This is a genomic window from Synechococcus sp. CCY9201, from assembly GCF_034931105.1.
Lineage (GTDB): Bacteria > Cyanobacteriota > Cyanobacteriia > PCC-6307 > Cyanobiaceae > CBW1002.
Genome location: NZ_JAYGIC010000105.1, coordinates 1 through 23,809, shown reverse-complemented (window position 1 = coordinate 23,809; position 23,809 = coordinate 1). Strand labels below are relative to the sequence as shown.

The window sequence follows — 23,809 nt, the reverse complement described above, 5'->3', positions numbered from 1 at the left end:
GGCACCTGCCTGATCCCGATGAGCACGCTGCCGTCCGCTCTTTCGGGACGCCAGGCCCACCCGGCCGATGCCCTGGCCGATTCCCATGCCCGCGCCGGCCCGGAGCTGCTGGCCAGCCTCGACAGTGATCCCACCGCTGGCCTCACGGCCCATGAGGCGGAGGCGCGGCTGCGGCGCCAGGGACCCAACACGCTCACCAGCCGCGGCGGTCAGCCGGCCTGGTTGCGCTTCCTGGGCCAGTTCCACGATCCGCTGCTCTACACCCTGCTGGCGGTGGGGGCGATCAAGGCGCTGATCGGTGATCCGCGCGAAGCCCTGGTGATCTGGAGCGTCACCCTGATCAATGCCGTGATCGGCTACGTGCAGGAGAGCCGGGCCGAAACCGCCATCGCCGCCCTGGCGCGCGCGGTGCGTACAGAGGTGACCGTGATCCGCGGCGGCCAGCCCCGGCGTCTGCCCTCCGAGCAGCTGGTGACCGGTGACCTGGTGCAGCTCGAGGCCGGCGACAAGGTGCCGGCCGACCTGCGCCTGCTGCAGTCCCGTGCGTTGCGGGTCGATGAATCCGCCCTCACCGGCGAATCCCGGCCCGTGGTCAAGGGCACGGCCGCCGCGCCCCTGGACACCCCCCTGGCGGAGCGCAGCGGCATGACCTATGCCGGCAGTTTCATCACCGCTGGCCAGGGCGAGGGCCTGGTGGTGGCCACGGCCGATGCCACCGAGGTGGGACGCATCTCCACCTCGCTGCAGGAGCAGGTGAACCTGAGCACGCCGCTGACGCGGCAGTTCGCCCGCTTCAGCACCACGATCCTGCGGTTCATCCTGGTGCTGGCCCTGCTCACCTTCCTGGTGGGACTGCTGCGGGGCCGTGCTCCGGCCGAGATGTTCGACGGCGCGGTGGCCCTGGCGGTGGGGGCGATTCCGGAGGAACTGCCGGCGATCGTGACCATCACCCTGGCGATCGGGGTGAACCGGATGGCCCGCCGCAACGCGATCATCCGCAAGCTGCCGGCGGTGGAAGCCCTGGGCAGCACCACGGTGATCTGCTCCGACAAGACCGGCACCCTCACCCAGAACCGGATGACGGTGCGGGAGGTGTACGCCGGAGGGGTGGTGCTGCGGCTGGAGGAGCTCTGGCCCGAAGCCCCCGAGCCTGATGCGGCCGATCCCCTCGCCGCCAACGTGGCCCTGCGCGAAACCCTGCTGGCGGGTCTTCTCTGTAACGACGCCCGCCCCAGCCACGATCAGACTCTGCTGGGGGATCCCACCGAGACCGCTCTGCTGGTGGCGGCCCAGGTCGCCGGATTGGATCGGGACCGCTCCCTCGATCGCCATCCGCGCCGCGATGCCATTCCCTTTGCGGCGGAGCAGCAGTTCATGGCCACCCTGCACGGCAATCAGCGGATCCTGGTGAAGGGATCGGTGGAAACCGTGCTGGCCCGCTGCAGCCACCAGCTGGGGGCCGATGGCCGCGAGCAACCGCTCGTGGCGCCCACGATCGAGGCGGTGGTCTCGGCCATGGCCGGCCGCGGTCAGCGGGTGCTGGCCTTTGCGGTGGGGCGGGCCGAACCGCGCCAGACGCGGCTCGAACCCCACGACGTGGCTGCCGATCTGGTGTTCCTGGGGATGCAGGGCATGCTCGATCCGCCCCGTCCGGAGGCGATCCAGGCGGTGGCGGCCTGTCAGGCCGCCGGCATCACCGTGAAGATGATCACGGGGGATCACCTCGAAACCGCCCGTTCGATCGCCCGTCAGATCGGCCTGGGCCGGCCCGCAGCCGAGGGGCAGGGGTCTGAGGTGCGGGCCCTGGAGGGGCGAGAGCTGGAGGCGATGAGCCCCGAGCAACTGGCGGCCTGTGTGGGCGACACCGATGTCTTCGCCCGCGTGGCTCCGATCCAGAAGCTGGCCCTGGTGCGGGCCCTGCAGGCCGGTGGTGCCGTGGTGGCGATGACGGGCGATGGCGTCAACGATGCCCCTGCCCTCAAACAGGCCGATATCGGTATCGCCATGGGCCGCGGCGGCACCGAGGTGGCCCGCGAAGCCGCCGACATGCTGCTCACCGACGACAACTTCGCCTCGATTGAAGCGGCGGTGGAGGAGGGGCGCGCGATCGCGCTCAATCTGCGCAAGACCCTGGCCTTCGTGCTGCCCGTGAATGGAGGCGCCTCGATGACGATCCTGTTTGCGGCCCTGTTCGGCCTGGAGCTACCGGTCACGGCGCTGCAGGTGCTCTGGCTGAACATGATCAACGCCCTGCTGATGTCGGTGCCGCTGGCCTTCGAGCCCAAGGCGCCCCTGCTGATGCAGCAGCCCCCCCGGCCACCGGGCCAGCCGATGCTCACCGCCGCCCTGATCCAGCGGGTGCTGCTGATCTCCCTGTTCAACTGGGCGCTGATCTTCTCGCTCTTCTCCTGGGGACAGGCGCAGGGCGGCTCTCTGGCGCTGTCGCGCACCATGGCGATCCAGGGATTGGTGCTGTCGCAGGTGGTGTATCTGCTGAGCATCTCCCAGATCGGCAAGCAACCGATGCGCTGGATCCGTCATGGCTGGCAACAGTTCACCCTGTCACCGGTGTTGATGCTGGGCCTGGGTCTGGCTTTGCTGTTCCAGGTGGTGTTCAGTCAGCTCGGCTGGATGAACGCCTTCTTCGGAACGGCACCGTTGGGCATGACGGAGTGGTGGATCTGTGCATTGCCGATGCTGCCGATGATTCCGCTGGCCGTTCTGGCGGAGTGGCTCGATCCCACCACGGGTCGGCATGAACGCCCCGCCAGGTAGTCGGTCGCATCGTGTAGGGCCTCCGTGGCGGCCTGAATGACGATGACCCGCTATGTTTGGTGAGTTCATCACATCGACCCAATGCTCACGGGATCCGATCTACTCGCCAAGGTCAAGGAACTGGGCGATGTCTCCAAATCCGAACTGGTCCGCAGCTGCGGCTACGTCAGCACCAAGAAAGACGGCAGCGAGCGGCTGAACTTCACCGCTTTCTACGAAGCTCTGCTGGAAGCCAAGGGCGTCAGCCTCGGCGACGGCGGCAGCAAAGGCGTGGGCAAAGGCGGCCGCAAGCTGAGCTACATCACCAAGGTGCAGTTCAACGGCAACCTCCTGGTGGGCAAGGCCTACACCGCCATGCTCGATCTCCAGCCTGGCGACGAATTTGAGATCAAGCTTGGCCGCAAGCAGATCCGCCTGGTGCCGGTCGGCAGCACGGACGACGAGGATTGAGCCGCCAATCGGCTTGACTCCGAAGGGCGGCGGGTTGCAGTGGCGCCTGTCCTGCTTCCCGCCTGCCCGATGCCTTGCTTGTCCGGCAATCACTCCAGCTGCAGCGTGCCCCGGGTGCGCTGGCGTCGCTCGAAGTCCTGAGACTCATAGCGGGCCATGCAGTCTCCCTGAGGCACCAGCAGGCAACTCACGTAATCCGAGGCTTCCACAAGTGCCGCACGGATCGCTTTCGCCGCCGGTGTGCGTTGTGTTTCGCTGCTGTTGTTGCCGAAATTCAATGTGCCTGCGGCGCCGGTGAGTGCCTGGCCTGTCCGCCCCATGTTCGGTGCCAGATAGAGAGCCAGTCCGGCCGCCGGCAGGAGACTCCCCCCTGATTCGCGCGCCTCGCTCACATTGCTCGCCCGTCCTTCAACGGTGCGACGGCCCACCACCTCGCCGCTGGTGCTGTCGACCACTCGCACATCGATCGCCACGTAGTCCTTGGTTTCGAGCTGCTGTTTGCGAGTGCCGAAGCCCAGCAGGCCGAAGTTGCTGCCCGAGCTCTTACTATCCACCGTTGAGTCGTAGGAGGTCACGGTGCCAAGCACGATGTAGCGCGCCCCGGTCATTCGCCCTTTCTGTGCCGCATTCGTGCCCTGGCGCACAATGCCAAGCTCAGTCAGTTCCTGCTCTGACAGCACCTCCTGCAGTTGCTGCCGCTCCACCACCTGCAGGGTGCCGGTGGCCTGCAATTCGTTGGCCAGTGCCGCGGCCAGATCCGTCGCCACAGGGCCCTGCCACCACCAGGCTGGCTGTGTCACGGTGTTCTTGAAGTTCGGCACCGAAACGGTGGGTTTGCCGCCACGGATCGCCTGCTGAGCATTCGCGGCGGGCGAGCCCAGCAGCAGAGTCAGCAGGGGCAGGGCGAGGGACAGCCGGATCCAGGGCGCCGCCATGGGTTGTGTGGTCATCTGCGGGTTCAACTCTGCGGAATGTTGTCGTTCTGGCCCTCAGGGACTCTGCGCTGCATGGCTGGTGTCCCCCGACGACCACTCCGCATTCTGCGAGTCCTTCTCCCCCGCTTGCCGTGGTTGGAGCGTCAGTTGCCAGGCTGGTGTCAATGCCCGAACTGGACGAGGCTGGGCGGCATTCCGTAGTGACGCCCACGTTCCAGGGGGCCAACGGTTCGGTTCACTGGAGTCACTCAGCCCTTGATCCGTCCGATACGGATCTCCTGCCATGACCGCCACCCCCCTCTCCGCGGCAGCCCATCCCTCCCCTCTGCCCCTGCAGCAGGAGCGTGAACGATCAGCGCCGAGGCCGGCGCCGATGTTCGAAATGATTCCCTACGAGCGCTTCCGCGATACGCCGGCGGTGCGCTTTTACGACATCACCGTGCCCACCTCCAATGCCCGCGATCTGGTGGTTCACAGCGGCCCGGCGATCAGCCCACCGGATGATCCTGAGACCGGCGCCTGGCAGTTCTATCTGCATCCCCACCAGGAGGACAACCTGCTCGCCCTGCACGGCGGCCGCACCTTCTATCTGGTCAACCTGGGCTGGAACTATCCGTTCCACATCGTGCGCTTGCAGACCGGAGGCGACATTCTCCGCATTCCCCCCGGTACCTTCCACCGTTCCGTCTCGGACCCCAATGGCTCAGTGGTGATCAACCAGGCCGTTCGCGACGAGGGGGCCAGCGTGGTCCGGGAGTTCCGTGTCTACAACAGCCATGACATCCCCCGGCTGTTCGCCACCACCTCCCGCACCGCTCCCCTGCCGAAGCTCCACGGCGTCCGCTGGTAAGGGGCCTTGGTGCGTGCAGGCCTGCTCGGCACCGTCGTTCAACCGGCGGTGCCCTGCAACTTGCTGGCGAACTGCTCCGGGGGCAGGGGCCGATCGAACAGGTACCCCTGGAACAGATCGCAGCCCAGCTCCTGAAGCAGGTTCCACTGCTGCTCGGTTTCCACGCCTTCGGCCAGGGTGCGCAGGCCCAGTTCGCGCGCCATGCTGATGGTGGCGCGCAAGATCACGCGATCGGTGATCGTCTGCTCAAGGCGGTCCACGAAGCAGCGATCGATCTTGAGTTTGCTCAGATGCAGCGAATGCAGCGTGGCCAGAGAGGAGTAGCCGGTACCGAAATCATCGATGGCCAGCTTGAAGCCCATTGCTGTCAAAGCGTTCAGCTGTTCCGCCGCTTCCTTGGGATAGGCCATCAGGGCCGTTTCGGTGATTTCCAGTTCCACCTGCCTGGCTGCCAGGCCATGCCGCTGCATGGCTGAGCGCACGGTGTCCGGCAGGGAGGGAAGGCGGGGTTCGAGTTGCACGGCTGAGACGTTCACGGCGATCGGCGGCACGATCAGTCCCTGGTTCTGCCAGCTGAGGATCTGGGCGAAGGCTGCTTCGATCACCCAGGCCCCGATCGCATGGATCTGGCCGGTCTGCTCCGCGAGTGGAATGAATGTGTCGGGAGGAATGGTCACCCCCTGGTGATTGGTCCAGCGCACCAGGGCTTCGGCGCCCACGATCACCCCCTCCCCATCCACCTGGGGTTGGTAGAGCAGGCGCAGCTGCCCCCGTTCCACGGCATGCTCCAGCTGGGTTTCCATCTCCAGCCTGGCCCGCAGTCGCTGGCTCACAGTTGTGGAATAGGCCTGCATCTGGTTGCGGCCACGGCGCTTGGCTTCCATCAGGGCTGAATTGGCGCACTGAAGCAACGTGTGGGCATCACTCCCATGCTCCGGGCAGCTGCTCACGCCGACGCAGGCGGTGGGCTGCACCGGCAGGGTCTGGCCCACGAGCCTGCCTGACGCAAGCTTGCTCTGCAGTGCGTGCCCCAGTTCGACCGCCGCCCCCAGCGAGGTGATGCCGCGATGGCGGATCACCAGGAATTCGTCGCTGCCCAGCCTGGCCACCCAATCGTCCGGCTGCAGCAAATCGCGTAGCGTCAGAGCGGTGGAGCAGAGCACCCGGTTGCCGACCTCGGGCCCGAAGGTCTCGTTGACCGAATCGAACTGATCGAGATCCAGATTGATCAGGGCGATGGATTCGTTGTAAGTCTTGCTTTGCAGAAGCCCTTCCAGATGGCGCAGCGTCGCGGCTTTGTTGGGCAGATCGGTGAGTGAATCACGGTAGGCGGCATCCTCGAGCTGGCGCTCGAGTTCGTGCATGGTGGTCACGTCCTGTACGGTGCCGATCGTGGTCAGCGGCCATCCCCGGTTGTCGTAGGTGGTTTTGCCCCGCTCGAGCACGTGTTTCTCGCGTCCATCCGGGAAGAGCAGGCGATGCTGGATGCGATAGGCATTGCCGCTCAGGAGGGCCTTCTGATAGGCGGCGTCCACGGCCCTGCGATCGTCAGGATGGACCAGCGTCAGGAAGTTTTTGTAGGTGTTGGGCGGGGCGTTGGGATCGACTTCGAAGATCCGGAAGATTTCATCTGACCAGCTCAGATGACCGCTGGCATGAATCAGCTCCCAGCTGCCGATGTGGCTGATCTCTTCGGCTTCGTTCAGCTGCCGGTTCATCTGGGCGAGCTTCCAGCTGATCTCCCCCTGCTCGGTCTGATCCAGAAAGGCCTGCAGGATGATCGGTTGCTGATCCACCTGCACCCGCAGAAACCGTACGGTCACGTTGCGGATCAGCCCTGTTTTGCTGCGGTGAAGGGAGGCAAAGCTGCCATGCCCTTCCTGCAGCATCCGGGCCGCCAGTTTGGCGAGCCAGACGCAGCCCTCGTTGTGGTTGGCCTGGATCTCGGCGGGGTCGAGGGCGAGAAATTCCTCCCGGCTGTACTGAAGCCGTTCGTGGGCGGAACGGTTGCAGTCGAGGAAGCGGAGCGCTATGGGATCGAACAGCACGTAGTCGTCGCCACTGACCTCCGGGGCGTAGCGGAACACCTCAGCGAGGCTGAGGGCTCTGGGGATGAATGGAGCCGCCGGCTCGTCGGCCTGGTCCTCGGTCGCTGGGCCGCTGCCCCTGAGGACCAGGGGGACCTTGGTCCTCAGAGGATCGTGCGAATTCGACGACGCTTGAGGCCCCACGATGGTCACCCCGACCCAGCCTCCCCGGTGTCGAATCCATACACCCTAGTCAGGCCGAGGCTTTCAGCTACGGCCAGTTTCACGAGGGATACAGCTTGGTACGTCCTGGAGCATTTCTTCGCAAGGTTGCCCGCGATTCAGGTCGAGCCGGCGGTCTGCGCCGGGCTCAGGCGGTCTGCGCGGAGGGGGTGAGACGCTCGCGCAGCCGTTGTGCAAAGGCCTCAGCCGTCAGGGGCCGATCGAAGAAATACCCCTGGAAGCTGGTGCAGCCCAGCTGCTTGAGCAGCTGCCACTGCTGAGCCGTCTCCACGCCTTCGGCCAGGGTCTCCAGCCCCAGCTCCCGCGCCATTGACAGCGTGGCGCGCACGATCACCTGATCGGTGAGGTCGGTCTCGAGGGCGTTGATGAAACAGCGATCGATCTTGAGCTTGTTGAGCGCAAGGGCGTGCAGGGTCTCCAGAGAGGAGAAGCCGGTGCCGAAGTCGTCGATGGCCAGGCGAAATCCCTGATGGGCCAGTTGCTGCAGCTGCTGGCGCGCTTGCTGGGGATTGCTGATCAGGGCGGTTTCCGTGATCTCCAGCTCGATCCGCTGCGGGGGAATGGCATGCCGTGCCAGGGCCGCTGCCAGGGCCGCCTCCAGGGGTGGGTCCTGCGGCTCCAGTTGCACGCCGGACACATTCACGGCCAGCAGCGGCAGCCTCAGGCCCTGCAGGTCCCACTGCCGCAGCTGCCGGCAGGCTTCCTCCACCACCCAGGCGCCGATTGCGTGGATCTGGCCCGAGCGCTCCGCCAGGGGGATGAACTGATCCGGGGGTACGCAGGTCGCGGGCGTCTTGAACCAGCGCACCAGGGCTTCGGCGCCGATCAGCCGCCCCTCCCCATCCACCTGGGGCTGATACACCAGCCGCAGCTGCTGGCGCTCCACGGCATGGCTGAGCTGCATCTCCAGATCCAGTTGTTCGCGGATGCGGGTGCTGAGGCTGGTCGAATAGGGGTGCAGCTGGTTCCTGCCCCTGCGTTTGGCCTCCATCAGGGCGGTGTTGGCGGCCTGCAGCAGCAGATGGGGGTCGATGCCGTGTTCGGGGCAGGTGCTCACGCCGAAGCAGGCGCTGGGTTGCACCGGCAGCAGCGGGGCCAGCTGGGCCGTCTGGATCAACGACTGCTGCAGTTCCTTGGCCAGGGCCACCGCATCTCCCAGGGAGTTGGTTCCGTTGCCGCGGATCACCAGGAATTCATCGCTGCCCAGTCGAGCGATCCAGTCGTCGGGCTCCAGCCGGTTGCGCAGCCACATCGCCATGGCGGAGAGCAGGTGGTTGCCGGCCTCCGGTCCAAAGCTGTCGTTGATCGACTGGAAGCTGTCGAGATCGAGGTTGATCAGGCCGATGCACTGGTTGTAGGGCCGCCCCTTCAGCAGCTGCTCGAGATGGCGCAGGCTGGCGGCCTTGTTCGGCAGTCCGGTGAGCGGATCGGTATAGGCGGCCTGCTCGAGCTGGTCCTGCAGGGCGTTGATCTCAGTGATGTCCTGCAGCGTGCCGACCGTGTGCAGCGGCTCGCCGTTCGCGGCGTAGTCGGTCTCGCCCTGCTGCCGCAGGGTCCTGCGGGGGCCATGGGGCAGCTGCAGGTGGTAATCCACCTGGAACGGATCGCCGATCTGGATGGCTCGTTCATAGGCGTGCAGCAGCCTGGTCTGATCGTCGGGGTCGAGCCGGGCCAGCAGGCTGGCGAAGCGCAAGGGTTCATCGCCGCTGTCCTCCAGTCCCCAGATCCGGCGGGCCTCCCTGGAGCAGACCAGCGCATCGGTGGCGTGCACATGCTCCCAGCTGCCGATGTGGGATTGCCGTTCGGCTTCGTTCAGCAGATCGTTCAGGTGCTGCAGCTGCACGGCCGGCGGAGACCCCAGCGGCGGCTGGGGCTGATGCAGCACAAGCAGCAGCACGTCCAGAGAGCCGCTGTCGCTCTCCAGGCCCTGCAGCCGATAGGTCAGCTCCACAGGCAGACCTGGATCCGCTGCCGTCCACAGGGCCACGGCGCGGCCCATGGGTTGCTGCCGCAGCTGGCTCAGCGGCGGCAGCTGAGCCAGCAGAGCGGACAGCACCGCAGGATCCGCCGGGGCGGCGGGATTGGAGCTGGCGGCGCCTGGTCCACCCGAGCCGCTGCCAAGCAACCGGCGGGCGGCTGGATTGGCCTCGATCAACGCACCGCTGGTCGCCTCGATCAGCAGGATGGCGTCGTGAACCAGCTCCAGGCTGGCCGCAGCCAGGTCATTGAGGCTGGCCAGGATGCGTCCTTCATCTGAATCACCGCCCTTGGTTTTCGGCGTTGATGAGGGCATCGACACGTCTTGCTGGGCCCGGGTTCTGAGCTGCTGCCTGGCCTGGATGGTTTGAATCTAATGGTTGGAGTGGAACGCTTTATTGAGCGTTCCGGCCCGCCCCGGCTGGGGTGAACACAGTGAAGCTGGGTTCCCTGTCCCCTGCTCCAGTTCCGGCAACGAATCTGCTGGACAGGTTGTTCTTCTTCCGGTTCGGTCCGTCAGCTGCATGGCCACCCTGTTTCCTCAGCCTTACACCAGCCTGGACATCCGCCAGCCCCTGGACAGGCGTCTGGCTGAGTTGCACGGGCAGATTCGCAGGCAGGTGCCGGCTGTGGAGCGGCTGGCCTTCGCGCTCTATGAGCCCCGCAATGATCTGCTCAGCACCTATGCGAGCCACAGCTGCATCACCCCCAACCTCACCTTCTACGACCATCAGCTCGCCACCATCCCCAGCCTGTCTCAGCTGGCCGCGTCACGCCAGTGTCGGGTGATCGACGACATGCTGGCGGAGCTGCCCCCGATCTCGCTCCACACCCGCTGGCTGCTCCAGCAGGGCTGGCGCAGCTCCTACACCGTGCCGCTCCATTGCGGCGGTGAGCTGCTCGGTTTTCTCTTTCTCAATGCGATTGAGCCGGGTCTGTTCACGGCCGATCTGTTGCAACGGCTCCAACCCTGGGTGGAACTCAGCGCCAGCCTGATCCTGCAGGAGATGGGCTTGGTCCATGCGCTGCGGCAGGCGGTGCAGCTGGCCCTGCACCTGGCGGATCTTCCCGAGGGCGGCAGTGCCGATCATGTGGAGCGTGTGGCGCTCTACAGCCGTCTGATCGCCATGGAACTGGGGCACCGTCGACCACTTCCCCCAGACTTTGCCGCCGATCTCTATGGCTTCGCCTCCCTTGCCGATGTGGGCCGGCAGCTCACCACCGTCGCCCTGGCCAGCAAGCCCGGCCGCCTCAGCGTGGAGGAGCGCCGTGCCATGGACGCTGAGGTGCTGCGTGGCGTGGAGCTGGTCGACGCCCTGATCGCGGGGCTGCGCCTGGTGGCCAGCCCCAAGGCGCAGATGCTGCATCGCATGCTGGCGGGCCGCCACGAGCTGCTGGATGGCAGCGGCTATCCCTTCGGCCTGGAGAACGGGGCCATTGCCCTGGAGGCCCGCATCGTGGCGGTGGCGGACATCTACGACGCCCTTCCCGCGGAGGCGGCCGAGGCGACCTTGCTTCAGATGGCGACTGACGGCAAGCTCGACCGCGCCTGTGTCGATGCCCTGCTTGGGGCCAGGCAACAGCGCCATGCCATCGCGGCTGCCTATCGGGATCCCTAATCGGCGAACTGCCACTACGGTTGGGCCTTCTTCAACCGCCTGCGGACTTCCGCCAGCGGTCTTCAGGCGTCTGCCGCAGCGCCTTGCCTCCCCGCCATGTCCCTGCAGCTCTCTCAGCAGACCTGTGCCAACTGCCGTTTTGCGCGGCGCTCGGCGGCGTTCGATGCCGATGGCCTGCTCTCCTGCCGCTATCTGCCACCCCAGCCGAGCAGGGACCACAACTGGCGGATCGTGCCCGAGAACTTCTGGTGCGGATGCTGGGACTGGGGGCCGCCCGATCCCTTGGTGGGACCGGTGCCGCCCGTTCCGCCCGAGTCATGACCCGCTTGCCGTTGTGCCGAGGCGGACGACTCCAGGTTCAGGCCAGCCGTAGGTCCACCGTGCAGAGGCCTTCAGCGGGCAGGGTCCAGGGAGGGGCATCGCCTTCGCCGACCCAGCCACTCCGGATGATCGGTTGGAATGTGGTGCCGTCGTCGTCGAGGCAGAAGCGGGCCACCGTGTTCAGGTTGCCCTCAGGGTTGGGGCTGTGCTGCTCGATGCTCAGCTCCAGCGGCATGTGGGGCTCGATGGCCGGATGCATGCAGGGGTAGAGCCTGTGGTGGCGGTAGCGCACCGCCAGCGGTGGTTCCTCACCCCCCGCTGCCAGCGGCGCCAGCGGCAGCAGGCGGCCATTGAGACGGAGGTGGTGGTGATCGCGGAAGCTGCCGCTCGCTCGGATCTCCAGGCGGCGCAGCGAGGCATCCACGAAGCGGCTGGTGAAGCCCCCCTCCACCGGGGTGTCGCAGATCAGGGGCCAGGGTTCCAGGGCGGGGCGGATCTCCAGCCAGGCGGCGCCGTCCTGCCAGTCGAGCAGGGGCGGGAAGCGCCAGTCCCATAGCTGCTGGAAGGGGGTGGGATCGAGCCCAAGGCCATCCTCCGCCAGGGCCGCCAGCACAGTGTCGAGATCGGCCCACAGCTGGCTGGGCAGCAGCATGCGGTCGTGCACTTCAGTGCCCCAGGGGCGCAGCTGCTCCGGCCGGTGGCGAGGATCGAGCAGGTGGGCCGCCAGGGAGCTCCAGAGCAGGGCGATGGCGCTGCTCCACTCCACCCGCGGCAGGGATTCCAGGGCCCTGAATTCGATCAGCCCCAGGCAGCCCGCCGGCGCCCCCGGATTCCAGAACTTGTCGAAGCTGATCTCGCTGCGGTGGTTGTTGCCGCTGCGATCGGCATGGAGGTGGCGCAGGGTTTCGCCGATCAGGCTGCGGCGATCGGCGCCGGCGTCGGGCGGACCATCGGGGTTGCCCGCATCCGCCTGCTCGATGCAGCTGTAGGCCAGTTCCAGGTCAAACAGGGAGCCGATCGCTTCATCCGGCCGTGGTGCCTGGGAGGCCGGCCCCACGCAGGCGCCGCTGAACAGGTAGCCCAGGCTGGGATGGTGCTGCCAAAAACGCAGGATGCCGCTCAACCAGGCCGGTCGACCGAAGAAGGGATTCTGCTCCAGGCTGGCGCCTCCCCAGAGCAGATGGTTGCCGCCGCCGGTGCTCTCCTGGCGTCCGCCCCCGGCGCTCTTCCAGCTGCGCAGGCCCACCGTGGTGCAGGCCATTTCCAGCCGCCGCAACCAGCCGTCGTACTCAGCCCAGCTGTGGCACACGGGCAGGTTCACCTCCAGCACGCCCGGATCGGCGGTGAGGCCGAGCACCTGCCAGCGCCCTGGTCCATCGCTCGGCAGCACGCCGCTCAGGGCCGGGGCCGCCAGGGGGGCGCCCGGCACCGCATCCGCCAGGCCATCGGCCACCGCCTGCAGCAGCAGCCCCAGGGGCTCGCTCAGCAGGGGGGGAAGAAACAGATCCCAGCTGCCGGCAGCCACCGCCCCATCAGACTCGATCACCTCCAGGGTGAGCACCTGGCGGGGGGCGTGGTCGGGGAAGTGCTCAAGCGGCAGGCGCAGGCCGGCTGGTCCGGGCGCACCGCTGAGCTGGCGGTGCGCCTTCGCCAGGGGCCAGGGCACCGCCAGCCAGGCGGGGTGTTCGGGATCGCGGCCCTCCGGTGGGGTTGCATCGTCGATGGTGAGTGGCACGGCCCACACCCGCCGGTGAGGATCCAGCGGGTCGCTGAGTTCGACCGGATGCAGCTCCACCCCCAGCCGCGCCCCCAGGTCCGCCAGCCAGGCGGTCGCCTCGGCGGCAGTGAGAGGCTTGCCCAGATCACCGGGCTGACAGGGTTCGGGCCAGCGCACCGGCGGTGGACTGCCCTCAAGGCCGGTGATCAGCCGTAGCGCCCAGCGGGGATTCACCTCTCCCTCGTAGCGCTTCCCGGGGCAATACAGCAGGGTGCTGCCCGGCCACACCTGCTGCTGCAGCTCCCGCGCCAGGCGCTGGGCGATCGGCAGCTTGGTGGGGCCATCGGCGCAGACGCTCCATTCGGCACCCTCCGGCTCGAACGGCACGTAGGTGGGCTCGCCGCCGAGGGTGAGGTGGATGCCGGCGGCCCTCAGCCGGGCCTCGGCCGCGGCGGCTGCCGACGCTCGTTCCGGCTGGTTGTCAGCGGCGGGGGCGTGAACCGAGGAGTGGTGGTGGACCGGAGGCTGGGACAACGGTGGCGCTGAAGAAGGACGGAACCCAGGGGTGGTAGGGCGGACAGCGACCGACCGTTGCCGGACGGCCTCAGGAATGGCGCCCGTCGCCGGAACCCCCCACCACATTGCAGGCTCGCACCGGTGCTGGCTCCACCTGCCAGATCCGCTCGGCGTATTCGCGGATGGAGCGGTCGCTGCTGAAGAATCCGCAGCGGGCCGTGTTCAGAACCGACATGGTGCCCCAGCGGCTCGGATCACTCCAGGCCGCGTCGACGGCATTGTGGGCACGGCGGTAATCGCCAATGTCCGCCATCACCCGGAAGGGGTCGCTGCTGCAGAGATTAGCCAGCAGGGGATGGAACAGGTCGCGGTCCCCCTCGCTGAAATGGCCCGAACCGATCAGGTCGATCGCTTCGCGGGTCACGGGGTCGTTCTCGAGCCACGGCATCGGGTGGTAGCCGTTCCGGTTGATCACGGCCAGTTCCTCGGCCGTGTGGCCGAACAGGAAGAAGTTGTCTTCGCCCACCCGCTCGCGGATCTCGATGTTGGCGCCATCGAGGGTGCCGATGGTGAGAGCGCCATTGAGAGCCATCTTCATGTTGCCGGTGCCCGAGGCCTCCTTGCCGGCGGTGGAGATCTGTTCGGAGAGATCCACCGCCGGGTAGATGCGCTGCGCCAGCTTGACGTTGAAGTTGGGTAGGAACACCACCCGCAGGCGCCCATCCATGGCCGGATCGATGTTGACGATCTCGGCGATGCCCACGATCAGGCGGATGATCAGCTTGGCCATGGCGTAGCCCGGCGCCGCCTTGCCCCCGAAGATGAAGGTGCGGGGCGGCAGCTGCTCGCCATTGCGGATGCGCAGATAGCGCTCCACGATCTGCAGGGCGGCCAGGTGCTGGCGCTTGTATTCGTGGATCCGCTTCACCTGCACGTCGAACAGGGAGGTGGTGTCCACCAGCACCCCGGCCTCCTGACGGATCGCTTGGGCCAGGCGCTGCTTCGCCTGCTCACGCACCCCCTGCCAGCGCTCCAGGAAGGCGGCGTCGCTGGCCAGGGGCTCGAGCCGCTCCAGCTGATCGAGATCCCGTCGCCAGCCCGAGCCGATCGCCTCATCGAGCAGGGCCGCCAGCGGCCGGTTCGACACCGCCAGCCAGCGCCGCGGTGTGACGCCATTGGTGATGTTGCAGAACCTCTCCGGCCAGAGGGCGGCGAAGTCGTGGAAGAGCTGCTCCTTCACCAGCTTGCTGTGCAGCTCTGCCACCCCATTGACGTGCTGGCTGCCCACCACGGCCAGGTGGGCCATGCGCACCCGGCGATGCTCGCCCTCCTCGATCAGGGAGAGCCGCTCCAGCAGATGGGGCTGGCCGGGATGGCGCAGCCGCACCATGCGCAGGAAGCGGGAGTTGATCTCATAGATGATCTCCAGCTGCCTTGGCAGCAACTGCTCGAACAGCTCCACTCCCCAGGTTTCCAGGGCCTCCGGCAACAGCGTGTGGTTCGTGTAACTGATCGAGGCGGTGGTGATCGTCCAGGCGGTGTCCCAGTCGACGCCGTGCTCATCGATCAACAGGCGCATCAGCTCCGCCACCGCGATCGCCGGATGGGTGTCGTTGAGCTGAACGGCGAACTTCTTGTGGAAATCGGTCACCGCCAGGCCCTGCCCCTGCAGGATGCGGAACATGTCCTGCAGGGAGCAGCTCACGAAGAAGATCTGCTGGCTGAGCCGCAGGCGCTTGCCCTGCTCCATCTCGTCGTTGGGATAGAGCACCTTCGAGAGGGTCTCCGACTGGGTCTTGCGCAGCACCGCCTTGGGGTAATCGCCCGCGTTGAAGGAGGCGAAGTCGAAGTCGTCGGGCGCCTGGGCCGACCACAGCCGCAGGGTGTTGGCGGTGTGCACGCCGTAGCCCAGGATCGGCGTGTCGTAGGCCACGCCCAGCACGATCTGACCGCCGATCTCCACCGGATAGCTCCACTCCGGCCGGATCACCTCCCAGGGGTTGCCGCGGCTCAGCCAGGGGTCGGTGCTCTCCACCTGGCCCGTGGGGCCGATTCCCTGGCGGAAGATGCCGAACTCGTAGCGGATGCCGTAGCCGATCGCCGGCAGCTCCAGGCTGGCCATCGACTCCTGGAAGCAGGCCGCCAGCCGTCCGAGGCCGCCGTTGCCCAGGCCCGGTTCCGGCTCCTCGGCGATCAGGTCCTCAAGATCCAGGCCCAGTTCCTCACAGGCGGCCTCGGCGTCATCCCGAATCCCCAGGTTGACCAGGTTGTTTTCCAGGTGGGGGCCCAGCAGATACTCGGCCGAGAGGTAGATGGCCGTGCGCACCCCCTGCTCGGTGTAGGACTCGGCCGTGTCCACCCAGCTCTGCAGCAGCCGGTCGCGCACCGCCAGGGCCAGGCTGCGGTAGTGGTCGTGGCTGGTGGCCAGCGACGGGGCCTTCGCCTGGCTGTAGAAGAGATGCCGGCGCATCGCCTCGGCAAGGCCATGGCTGGACGCCGTGCCCGAGGACTGGGGGGAAAGAACCATGGAAAGGGCGCGGCACAGTGCCGCATCTGGATCAAAGGGTGGTCCCTTCATGCTCCCCGCTGGGGTGGCGATGCTGCACCAATCGCTACCGATGATGGGGGTTTCGGCATCTCTTCGGCTTCGTCAGACGGCCGCCAGCGCTTCTGTCATGGCCAGTTCTTCGGCTTCGATGCTCCACTCCAGCTCACTGGTCACCTTGGGGGGGCCGGAGAAGCTGCCGGTCACGGCGGCGGTCAGTTCCGGCTTCGATGAGGTGGCCACCGGGATGTAGCGATCGTCGATGGCGCCCATGCCGCTGGGATCAAAGGCCCGCCAGCCGGCCCCCGGCAGGTACACCTCCGCCCAGGCATGCAGGTCGTAGCGTTTCGGCTTCGGCTCCACCAGGTGATAGCCGCTCACGAAGCGGGCCGGCAGGCCCACGCAGCGGCAGGTCTCGATCATCAGCATCGCCAGGTCGCGGCACGACCCCACCCGCTCCTTGAGCGTGCGGCCGGCCGGCCAGGCCGGGCCGATGTGACGCTGGGTGTATTTCACCCGGTCCTGGATGATCTCCACCAGCTGCGTCAGAAACATCAGCGCCCGCTGGTCGGAGCCCATCAGCGCCTCCTGGGCCAGGTCCACCGCCGCCGGATCGTGCTGGCCATTCGGTAGCCAACCCTGGAGACTTCCCAGCAGATCGCTATTGAGATGGCCCATCGGATAGGGGAGCAGCGGCTCGTTCTCCTCAAGGCAAACGGCCAGGGCTGCCGGCACCAGGGTGTCCACCACACTGGTGGCCTTCACCTCAAACACCTCCGTGGCATCGAGAAAGCGGGCCCGCAGGATCTCATCGCCGCTGGCGGCGATCAGGGGGTAGAGGCGGCTGGGATCGGGGGTGATGCTCAGCTCGAAGGAGCGGAGGTGCTGAAAGCCGTGGCCGCGGGGCCTGAGACAGAAACGATGGGGACCGAGCAGCACCGGTGCGCTGTAGCGGTACGTGAGGGTGTGGGTGACGCGGGCGCGCATGCCGGTGGAGTGGAGCCGCTGGATGGGGAGATCAGGCGTCGGAGCTGTCGCTGCTGTCCGAGCTGGTGGGGATGGCCACCTCGAAGTAACGGGCCTCGATCAGATCGTGGATGGCGTTGAGATCGCTCTGAAAGGCATCGATCGCCTCGTGAAGACCAGTGGCGATCAGATCGTCGATACGGGTGTAACTCCAGCGGGCCAGGGTGAGGCCGCTGAGGCATTCGAGCGCATCGGGAGCGCCGGGCACGGAGCGGCCCTGCACGATTCTCAGGGTGTCGTGAATGCGCTCCAGGCAGTAACGCACCGAACGGGGAAACACCGGATCCAGCAACAGAAAGGCGGCCACGGCCTTGGGTTCGATCGCCCGCTGGCTCGACTGACGAAACATCTGATAGGCCCCGGCCGAACGCAGCAGGGAGATCCACTGCAGTTCGTCGAGCACACCACCCACTTCCGCCGGGCTTGGCAACAGCAGGAAGTACTTCACATCAAGGATGCGGGTGGTCTTATCGGCCCGCTCGATCAGGCGACCCAGTCGGCTGAACTGCCAGGAGAGGTCGCGGCTGAGGGTGGCATCGGTGATGCCATAGAACAACTGGCAGCCCCGCCGGATCTCATGGAGCTGCTCCTGGGGAGGCTTGCGCCAGAACGCCTCATTCTCCTGCAGGGTCCAGTAGAGATCGTTGATGTGCTCCCACATCTCCGTGGTGATCACCTCGCGGATCTGGCGGGCGTTCTCACGGGCGATGGCGATGCAATTGACGATGCTGTTGGGGTTCTCGACCTCATGCACCAGAAACTGCACCACGTCGGTGGGCGAGCCTGCCGGGCAGAGCTTGTCGAACAGCTCGCGATCCCCACTGGCGTCGATCAGGGGCAGCCAGGGTTCAGCGCTGCCGGGCGGGCAGTCGAGCGCCATGGCTTCACTCACCTCCACGAAACGGGAGATGTTTTCGGCCCTCTCCACATAGCGGTTGATCCAGTAGAGCGATTCAGCGACGCGGCTCAGCATGCGCCCACCTCCTCGGCCTGGCGTTCGTCCACGATCCAGGTGTCCTTGCAGCCGCCCCCCTGGGAGGAGTTCACCACCAGGGAGCCTCGCCGCAGGGCGACGCGGGTCAGCCCTCCCGGGCTGACCCAGGCCCCCTTGCCGCGCAGCACGTAGGGCCGCAGGTCGACATGGCAGGGGAAGAGTTCACCGTCGCTGAGGGAGGGAACGGTGGAGAGGTCCAGGGTGGGCTGGGCAATGTAATTGCGGGGATTGGCCTTGATCTTGTCGGCGAACTCGCTGATCTCAGAGGCGCTGGCGTGGGGGCCGATCAGCATGCCGTAGCCACCGGCCTCGGCCACGGCCTTGACCACCAGTTCGCCGAGATGTTCCAGCACGTAGGCCTGATCCTCGTCGCGGGAGCAGAGATAGGTGGGTACGTTCTCGATGATCGGCTCCTCGTGGAGGTAGTAGCGGATCATCTCCGGCACATAGGCATAGATCAGCTTGTCGTCGGCCACGCCGGTGCCGGGGGCGTTGGCGATCGCGACGCGGCCGGCGCGGTACGCGGCCATCAGGCCGCGTACCCCCAGCATGGAGTCGCTGCGGAACACCGCCGGATCGAGGAAGTCGTCGTCAATGCGGCGATAGATCACATCCACCGCCTCGAGGCCGCTGGTGCTGCGCATCCAGACCCGATCGTCCTGGCAGATCAGATCACGCCCCTCGACCAGCTGAATGCCCATCTGCTGGGCGAGATAGCTGTGCTCGAAATAGGCACTGTTGAACACACCCGGCGTCAGCAGCACCACCTTCGGCGTTTCGGTCCAGGGAGCGAGTTCCCGCAGGGTCTGCAGCAGGTGAGAGGGGTAATCGTCGATCGGCTGGACGGTGCGGCCCTGGAAGAGGCTGGGGAACATGCGTTTCATCACGCGCCGGTTCTCCAGGAAGTAGGCCACCCCGGAGGGGCAGCGGAGGTTGTCCTCCAGCACGCGCCAGGTGCCTTTGCCATCGCGCACCAGATCCAGGCCGGAAATGTGGCACCAGCGGCCCAGCGGCAGCTGGAATCCCTGCATCTGGGGGCGCCAGCCCTGGGAGCTCTCGACGTCGGAGCGGGGGATGACGCCGTCGTTGAGGATGTTCTGATCGCCGTAGACATCGGCCAGGAAGTGGTCGATCGCTTCGAGGCGCTGGATCAGTCCGAGTTCCAGCCGCTGCCATTCCCCGACAGCGATCAGCCGTGGCAGCGGATCGAAGGGCAGGATCCGCTCGACGCCACGGTTGCCGGAATCATTGAGGCGGAAGGTCGCCCCGAGACGTTTGAGCAGCATGCCGGCGGCGGCATGGTTGCGGTTGAGTTCCTCCAGCCCCAGATTGCCGAGCGAGGAGAGCAGGGGCCGCAGGGCCGCCCGGGGTTCATCGGTGGAACTGAAGTACTCGTCGTAGCCGCGGTTGGGTTTGTACTCGGTAAACATGTCCCGGCTCCGGCTGACCTTGGCGGATCATGCTGAGCGTCGGGGGCACCTCTGGGTATGAATAGCTACGGAATGGCTGCTTGGCGTCAGGAGCTTCAAGTCCTCTTCCGCTGCTTTCCTGGCCAGGGGTCCGTGCCGAACAGCGCAGATGCCTCAATCAACCTAATCGCGCCGGAGGTCGGCTCCGTTCTGTGGGTGCCGGTCTTGGCTGAGCAGCTCTGTGTGTCGGCAGGCGTGCACGACGGCGACGGGGCTCGGATGTCATCTCTGGCGGGTTGATCGGTGACTGCTGGGACCGTGTCCGAAGACGGTGCTGCGGGGGAAGCCCGTGCTGGTAAGGCCTGAGCTGGCAGGTGGGGATGCTTTGGCCTGAAGCGTTCTGGGGCTGGTTGCACGGAGTCGTGGCGCAGGCAGCCGGATCCGTTGTGACGGTGACAGGTTGTTCCGAGAATCCGCGCCTAGTGTGGTAGTTGAGATTGGGATATGAGAGTTGACTTCCTGCAGGGGATAAGCCTGCACTGACCGGGTTGTCCAGTCGATGCATCCGCTGAGAGGCGGTTGCCTGCCTGGCAACGCCGCTCCGACCCGAGACCTTGCCGCGCAACCTGGCCCAGCTCGTTCCGTGCCCCCTTTCCATGACCTCCCAGGGCCATTACCTCCCCTTCAGTGATTCCGATCCCGGCCTGGCCACTGAAGGGCTCGAGTATCCGGGCAGTTTCTTTGCCGGCACGACCCTGCAGCCGTCCATTGGCCCCAGCGACGATCAGGACTCCCGCCGACATCTGCGCAATCCAGTGGAGGCCTGCCGCCCGATTGCCGTGCAGGTGCTGGATGATCTCGGCCAACCTGCCTCTGCCTGGTATCTCGCCGACATCCTTGATGTGAGCGTGGGCGGCTTCTGTCTGCTGATCACGGAAGACCAGCCCATGCCCCTGGCCCAGCGCCTGCGGATACGACTGGATGTGCGGCCCCATCCCTCCTTCGGCGTGGACGTGATGCCGGCCGTGCTGCGCTGGTTCGTACGCTCCGGCTTTGTGGTCACCCTCGGCGTGGGCTTTGAGAAGCCCCTCGACTCGCTGCCCCTTCTGCTGCCCTGCCGCCGGTCCACCAAGCGTCAAATCACTGCTTGACCAGCTTGTGCAGGCTCCTTACCCGGCAAACATCACAGTAAGAAGTAGCGCTGCGCCATCGGCAGCACCTCGGCGGGCTCGCAGGTGAGCAGCTCGCCGTCGGCGTAGACCTCGTAGGTCTGGGGGTCGACCTCCATTTTGGGTAGGGCCGTGTTGTTGCGCATCGCCCCCTTGTCGATGCCGCCGCGGGTGTTCACCACGGGAACGCAGGGCCGGCTCAGCCCCAGGCGCCGCGGCAGGTCGTCGTCCAGGGCGGCCTGGCTCACGAAGGTGAGGCAGCTGGGGGCCAGGGCCCTGCCGTAGGCGGCGAACATCGGCCTGCCGTGCACCGGGCCCGGGGTGGGGATGGAGGCGTTGGCATCGCCCATCTGGGCCCAGACGATCGAGCCGCCCTTGATCACCAGTTCCGGCTTGACGCCGAAGAAGCCCGGTTTCCACAGCACCAGATCGGCCAGCTTGCCCACCTCCACCGAACCGATCTGGCTGTCGAGGCCGTGGGCGATGGCCGGGTTGATCGTCACCTTGGCGATATAGCGCTTCAGTCGGCAGTTGTCGTTGCGGCCGCCGCCGGGGCCCGCCGCATCGTCCGGCAGGGAGCCGCGCTGGACTTTCATCTTGTGGGCGGTCTGGAAGGTGCGGATGATCACCTCCCCCACCCGCCCCATGGCCTGGGAGTCGCTGGCGATGATGCTGAAGGCGCCGAGATCGTGGAGGATGTCTTCGGCGGCGATCGTCTCGCGGCGGATGCGCGACTCGGCGAAGGCCACGTCTTCCGGGATGCGCGGATCAAGGTGGTGGCACACCATCAGCATGTCGAGGTGCTCCTCCAGGGTGTTGCGCGTGTAGGGGCGGGTTGGATTGGTGGAGCTGGGCAGCACGTTGGCTTCGCCGCAGATGCGGATGATGTCCGGCGCGTGGCCGCCGCCGGCCCCCTCGGTGTGGAAGGTGTGGATGGTGCGGCCGCCGATGGCGCGAATCGTGTCTTCCACGAAGCCGGCTTCGTTGAGGGTGTCGGTGTGGATGCAGACCTGCACATCCATCCGATCCGCCACCGAGAGGCAGCAGTCGATCGCGGCCGGGGTGGTGCCCCAGTCTTCATGCAGCTTCAGGGCGCAGGCGCCGGCCCGGACCTGCTCCTCCAGGGCTTCCGGCGTGCTGGCGTTGCCCTTGCCGAAGAAGCCCAGGTTCACCGGCAGGCCTTCGGCGGCCTGCAACATGCGGGCCAGGTGAAAGGCGCCGGGGGTGCAGGTGGTGGCATTGGAGCCGGTGGCCGGGCCGGTGCCGCCGCCCAGCAGGGTCGTCACCCCGCTGGCAAGGGCTGTCTCGATCTGCTGCGGGCAGATGAAGTGGATGTGGGTGTCGATCGCGCCCGCGGTCAGGATGTGCCCCTCGCCGGCGATCGCTTCCGTGCCCGGGCCGATCACGATGTCGACGCCATCGCTGATGTCGGGGTTGCCCGCCTTGCCGATCGCCACGATCCGGCCATCGCGCAGGCCGATGTCGGCCTTGACGATCCCCCACCAGTCGAGGATGAGGGCATTGGTGATCACCGTGTCCACAGCCCCGGCGGCGCGGGTGGTCTGGGCCTGGCCCATGCCGTCGCGGATGACCTTGCCGCCGCCGAACTTCACCTCATCGCCATAGGTGGTGAAGTCGCGCTCCACCTCCAGGATCAGCTCGGTATCCGCCAGCCGCAGGCGGTCGCCGGTGGTGGGGCCGTAGGTCTGGGCGTAGGAGCGGCGATCGATGCGGTAGGGCATGGCCGGAGCTTGGGGGGAGACCGGCCAGGGCCGGGAGGCGGAGGACTGGTGGAGTTGGAAACGGAGGATCAGTCCAATGGACCGTTCACCAGGCCGTTGAAGCCGAACACCTGGCGCTCTCCGGTGAACGGCACCAGCTGCACCTCGCGGCTGTCGCCAGGCTCGAAGCGGATCGCGGTGCCGGCCGGGATGTCGAGCCGCAGGCCCCGGGCGGCGTCGCGGTCGAACCTGAGGGCACTGTTGGCCTCGTGGAAATGGAAGTGAGACCCCACCTGGATCGGCCGGTCGCCGCTGTTGGCCACCAGCAGGGTGGTGACCGGCCGCCCGGCGTTGAGTTCAAGCGTGCCGGGTTCGCTCAGCAGTTCGCCGGGAATCAGGGGGGCCATGGTGGGCAGCGGCGGCGGGGGGACAGGAAACGGCTGGGGGTGGGTGAGGGTCGATCAGCGGATCGGGTCATGCAGGGTGACCAGCTTGGTGCCATCAGGAAACACGGCCTCGATCTGCACCTCGTCGATCAGTTCAGGCACGCCTTCCATCACCTGCTCGCGGTTCAGCCAGGTGCTGCCTGTGGCCATCAGATCCGCCACGCTGAGGCCGTCCCGGGCTCCTTCGAGCACCTGAAAACTGAGCCAGGCCACGGCCTCGGGATAGTTCAGCTTCAGGCCTCGGTTGAGGCGACGCTCCGCCAGCAGGGCAGCGGTCACGATCAGGAGCTTGTCTTTCTCCTGGGGGGTGAGATGCATGGCGGCGGCACGGCGGCTCCACTCTGGCAGCGATCCGCGGACTCGACCGGTTCAGCTGGAACCGAATGGCGCCTCACGACCCGCAGGACAGCAATGGCTGCTCCTGGAAGGGCCACACCCGCGGCAGTTCCGGCGGCGGCAGACCCTGGCTGAGGCGGATGCGCTGCCAGATCCGGGTGAACCAGAAGCGGGCCGCCTGGCTGGAGGGGCCGCGGTAGCGGGCCACCAGGCCCTGATCCAGGGCGCCACAGGCCATGTCGCCCTCCAGGCCGCTCCGGTCCTGGCGGCAGGCCTCCAGCAGTCCGTCGCGCTGCTCGAGAGCCAGGGGGGCAGGTGACGCCCACACCAGCGAGCCGAACACCGGCTGGCCGGCCATGCCATGGGCGCTGTCGAGGGCGGCCCCACCCAGCTCCAGGCGATCGACCAGCTCCCAGCGGGGGCCGATCGGTGTCTGGCGTCGGATCTCCAGCGCCGAACGCCAGCGGCCTGGCCCCAGGTCTTCGCCGGCGGCGGTGAGGCCGAGGCGCACCACCTCCATCGCCAGGAAGGAGGCCCCTTCGCTCAGCTCCACCCGCAGATCCTGCTCAAACAGCCCACCGCCGTAGAGCACCAGTTCCTGGGGCAGCCACTCCAGATCAGCCCCCGCGGCCAGCACGAAGCGCAGCTCTTGCCGGGCCCAGCTGCCGGCGGGGGCGCGGCGGGAGCGTCCCACCGAGCCGTAGACCTTCTGGGCGGCCACGCTGGTGAGCAG

General features: G+C 66.9%; 18 protein-coding genes. 6 read left to right on the top strand and 12 right to left on the bottom strand.

Annotation, left to right across the window (positions count from 1 at the left end; all coding sequences use genetic code 11):
* The first annotated feature begins 18 nt into the window (after positions 1-18).
* Both VB716_RS10290 and VB716_RS10285 read left to right on the top strand, forming a co-directional pair.
* Positions 19-2,775 (top strand): cation-translocating P-type ATPase, encoded by a 2,757-nt coding sequence (locus VB716_RS10290; protein WP_197171081.1) that lies wholly within the window; start codon positions 19-21, stop codon positions 2,773-2,775.
* Between the two features lie 81 nt (positions 2,776-2,856).
* Complete coding sequence (locus VB716_RS10285; protein WP_197158197.1) at positions 2,857-3,225, top strand: AbrB family transcriptional regulator; 369 nt, start codon at positions 2,857-2,859, stop codon at positions 3,223-3,225.
* A gap of 89 nt (positions 3,226-3,314) precedes the next feature.
* Here the strand turns inward: VB716_RS10285 and VB716_RS10280 are convergent, their stop codons facing one another.
* The gene (locus VB716_RS10280) at positions 3,315-4,175 is read right to left on the bottom strand and encodes a CsgG/HfaB family protein (protein ID WP_197158199.1); all 861 of its coding nucleotides are present in this window, start codon (positions 4,173-4,175) and stop codon (positions 3,315-3,317) included.
* Between the two features lie 358 nt (positions 4,176-4,533).
* Between VB716_RS10280 and VB716_RS10275 the strand changes: the two genes are divergently transcribed.
* Positions 4,534-5,010 (top strand): redox protein, encoded by a 477-nt coding sequence (locus VB716_RS10275; protein WP_197159013.1) that lies wholly within the window; start codon positions 4,534-4,536, stop codon positions 5,008-5,010.
* A gap of 38 nt (positions 5,011-5,048) precedes the next feature.
* Here the strand turns inward: VB716_RS10275 and VB716_RS10270 are convergent, their stop codons facing one another.
* Positions 5,049-7,097, bottom strand: coding sequence for a putative bifunctional diguanylate cyclase/phosphodiesterase (locus tag VB716_RS10270; protein ID WP_323270391.1), 2,049 nt, complete (start codon positions 7,095-7,097; stop codon positions 5,049-5,051).
* A 310-nt stretch (positions 7,098-7,407) separates the two neighbouring features.
* On the bottom strand, positions 7,408-9,573 hold the full coding sequence (locus VB716_RS10265; protein WP_323270390.1) for a putative bifunctional diguanylate cyclase/phosphodiesterase: 2,166 nt from the start codon (positions 9,571-9,573) through the stop codon (positions 7,408-7,410).
* Between the two features lie 208 nt (positions 9,574-9,781).
* Here VB716_RS10265 and VB716_RS10260 point away from each other — a divergent pair, with 208 nt between their 5' ends.
* Positions 9,782-10,876, top strand: a complete 1,095-nt coding sequence (locus VB716_RS10260; RefSeq protein ID WP_197158204.1) for an HD-GYP domain-containing protein — start codon at positions 9,782-9,784, stop codon at positions 10,874-10,876.
* 96 nt (positions 10,877-10,972) lie between these two features.
* Positions 10,973-11,197 carry a hypothetical protein gene (locus tag VB716_RS10255; protein ID WP_197158206.1) on the top strand — a complete coding sequence of 75 codons (225 nt, stop codon included), beginning with the start codon at positions 10,973-10,975 and terminating at the stop codon, positions 11,195-11,197.
* 37 nt (positions 11,198-11,234) lie between these two features.
* On the opposite strand, the gene VB716_RS10250 is transcribed toward VB716_RS10255, so the two are convergent.
* From VB716_RS10250 to VB716_RS10230, 5 genes are all read right to left on the bottom strand, one after another.
* Complete coding sequence (locus tag VB716_RS10250) at positions 11,235-13,448, bottom strand: transglutaminase family protein (protein ID WP_323270389.1); 2,214 nt, start codon at positions 13,446-13,448, stop codon at positions 11,235-11,237.
* A gap of 70 nt (positions 13,449-13,518) precedes the next feature.
* The gene (locus VB716_RS10245; RefSeq protein ID WP_197158210.1) at positions 13,519-15,957 is read right to left on the bottom strand and encodes a glycogen/starch/alpha-glucan phosphorylase; all 2,439 of its coding nucleotides are present in this window, start codon (positions 15,955-15,957) and stop codon (positions 13,519-13,521) included.
* Between the two features lie 123 nt (positions 15,958-16,080).
* The gene (locus tag VB716_RS10240) at positions 16,081-16,962 is read right to left on the bottom strand and encodes a transglutaminase family protein (RefSeq protein WP_322758057.1); all 882 of its coding nucleotides are present in this window, start codon (positions 16,960-16,962) and stop codon (positions 16,081-16,083) included.
* Between the two features lie 31 nt (positions 16,963-16,993).
* The gene (locus VB716_RS10235) at positions 16,994-17,974 is read right to left on the bottom strand and encodes an alpha-E domain-containing protein (RefSeq protein WP_322758058.1); all 981 of its coding nucleotides are present in this window, start codon (positions 17,972-17,974) and stop codon (positions 16,994-16,996) included.
* Positions 17,968-19,425, bottom strand: a complete 1,458-nt coding sequence (locus VB716_RS10230; protein ID WP_197171067.1) for a circularly permuted type 2 ATP-grasp protein — start codon at positions 19,423-19,425, stop codon at positions 17,968-17,970. Before VB716_RS10230 ends, VB716_RS10235 begins: the two co-directional genes overlap by 7 nt.
* 635 nt (positions 19,426-20,060) lie before the next feature.
* Between VB716_RS10230 and VB716_RS10225 the strand changes: the two genes are divergently transcribed.
* Positions 20,061-20,555, top strand: a complete 495-nt coding sequence (locus VB716_RS10225) for a PilZ domain-containing protein (RefSeq protein ID WP_197158217.1) — start codon at positions 20,061-20,063, stop codon at positions 20,553-20,555.
* A gap of 32 nt (positions 20,556-20,587) precedes the next feature.
* On the opposite strand, the gene ureC is transcribed toward VB716_RS10225, so the two are convergent.
* The 4 genes from ureC to VB716_RS10205 form a co-directional block, all read right to left on the bottom strand.
* On the bottom strand, positions 20,588-22,315 hold the full coding sequence (gene ureC, locus VB716_RS10220; protein WP_197158219.1) for an urease subunit alpha: 1,728 nt from the start codon (positions 22,313-22,315) through the stop codon (positions 20,588-20,590).
* Positions 22,316-22,383: 68 nt separating this feature from the next.
* The gene (locus VB716_RS10215) at positions 22,384-22,701 is read right to left on the bottom strand and encodes an urease subunit beta (protein WP_197158221.1); all 318 of its coding nucleotides are present in this window, start codon (positions 22,699-22,701) and stop codon (positions 22,384-22,386) included.
* Between the two features lie 54 nt (positions 22,702-22,755).
* Entirely contained in the window at positions 22,756-23,058 is a 303-nt protein-coding gene (locus VB716_RS10210) for an urease subunit gamma (protein WP_197158223.1), read from the bottom strand.
* Positions 23,059-23,131: 73 nt separating this feature from the next.
* A partial coding sequence (locus VB716_RS10205) for an urease accessory protein UreD (protein ID WP_323270388.1) occupies positions 23,132-23,809 on the bottom strand: 678 nt, incomplete at its 5' end.

Bases quoted from the DNA above. Each gene is read 5' to 3' on its own strand.
- VB716_RS10290 (WP_197171081.1), top strand. From the start codon at position 19: ATGAGCACGCTGCCGTCCGCTCTTTCGGGACGCCAGGCCCACCCGGCC.
- VB716_RS10285 (WP_197158197.1), top strand. From the start codon at position 2,857: ATGCTCACGGGATCCGATCTACTCGCCAAGGTCAAGGAACTGGGCGAT.
- VB716_RS10280 (WP_197158199.1), bottom strand. From the start codon at position 4,175: ATGACCACACAACCCATGGCGGCGCCCTGGATCCGGCTGTCCCTCGCC.
- VB716_RS10275 (WP_197159013.1), top strand. From the start codon at position 4,534: ATGTTCGAAATGATTCCCTACGAGCGCTTCCGCGATACGCCGGCGGTG.
- VB716_RS10265 (WP_323270390.1), bottom strand. From the start codon at position 9,573: ATGCCCTCATCAACGCCGAAAACCAAGGGCGGTGATTCAGATGAAGGA.
- VB716_RS10260 (WP_197158204.1), top strand. From the start codon at position 9,782: ATGGCCACCCTGTTTCCTCAGCCTTACACCAGCCTGGACATCCGCCAG.
- VB716_RS10255 (WP_197158206.1), top strand. From the start codon at position 10,973: ATGTCCCTGCAGCTCTCTCAGCAGACCTGTGCCAACTGCCGTTTTGCG.
- VB716_RS10245 (WP_197158210.1), bottom strand. From the start codon at position 15,957: ATGGTTCTTTCCCCCCAGTCCTCGGGCACGGCGTCCAGCCATGGCCTT.
- VB716_RS10240 (WP_322758057.1), bottom strand. From the start codon at position 16,962: ATGCGCGCCCGCGTCACCCACACCCTCACGTACCGCTACAGCGCACCG.
- VB716_RS10235 (WP_322758058.1), bottom strand. From the start codon at position 17,974: ATGCTGAGCCGCGTCGCTGAATCGCTCTACTGGATCAACCGCTATGTG.
- VB716_RS10230 (WP_197171067.1), bottom strand. From the start codon at position 19,425: ATGTTTACCGAGTACAAACCCAACCGCGGCTACGACGAGTACTTCAGT.
- VB716_RS10225 (WP_197158217.1), top strand. From the start codon at position 20,061: ATGACCTCCCAGGGCCATTACCTCCCCTTCAGTGATTCCGATCCCGGC.
- ureC (WP_197158219.1), bottom strand. From the start codon at position 22,315: ATGCCCTACCGCATCGATCGCCGCTCCTACGCCCAGACCTACGGCCCC.
- VB716_RS10215 (WP_197158221.1), bottom strand. From the start codon at position 22,701: ATGGCCCCCCTGATTCCCGGCGAACTGCTGAGCGAACCCGGCACGCTT.
- VB716_RS10210 (WP_197158223.1), bottom strand. From the start codon at position 23,058: ATGCATCTCACCCCCCAGGAGAAAGACAAGCTCCTGATCGTGACCGCT.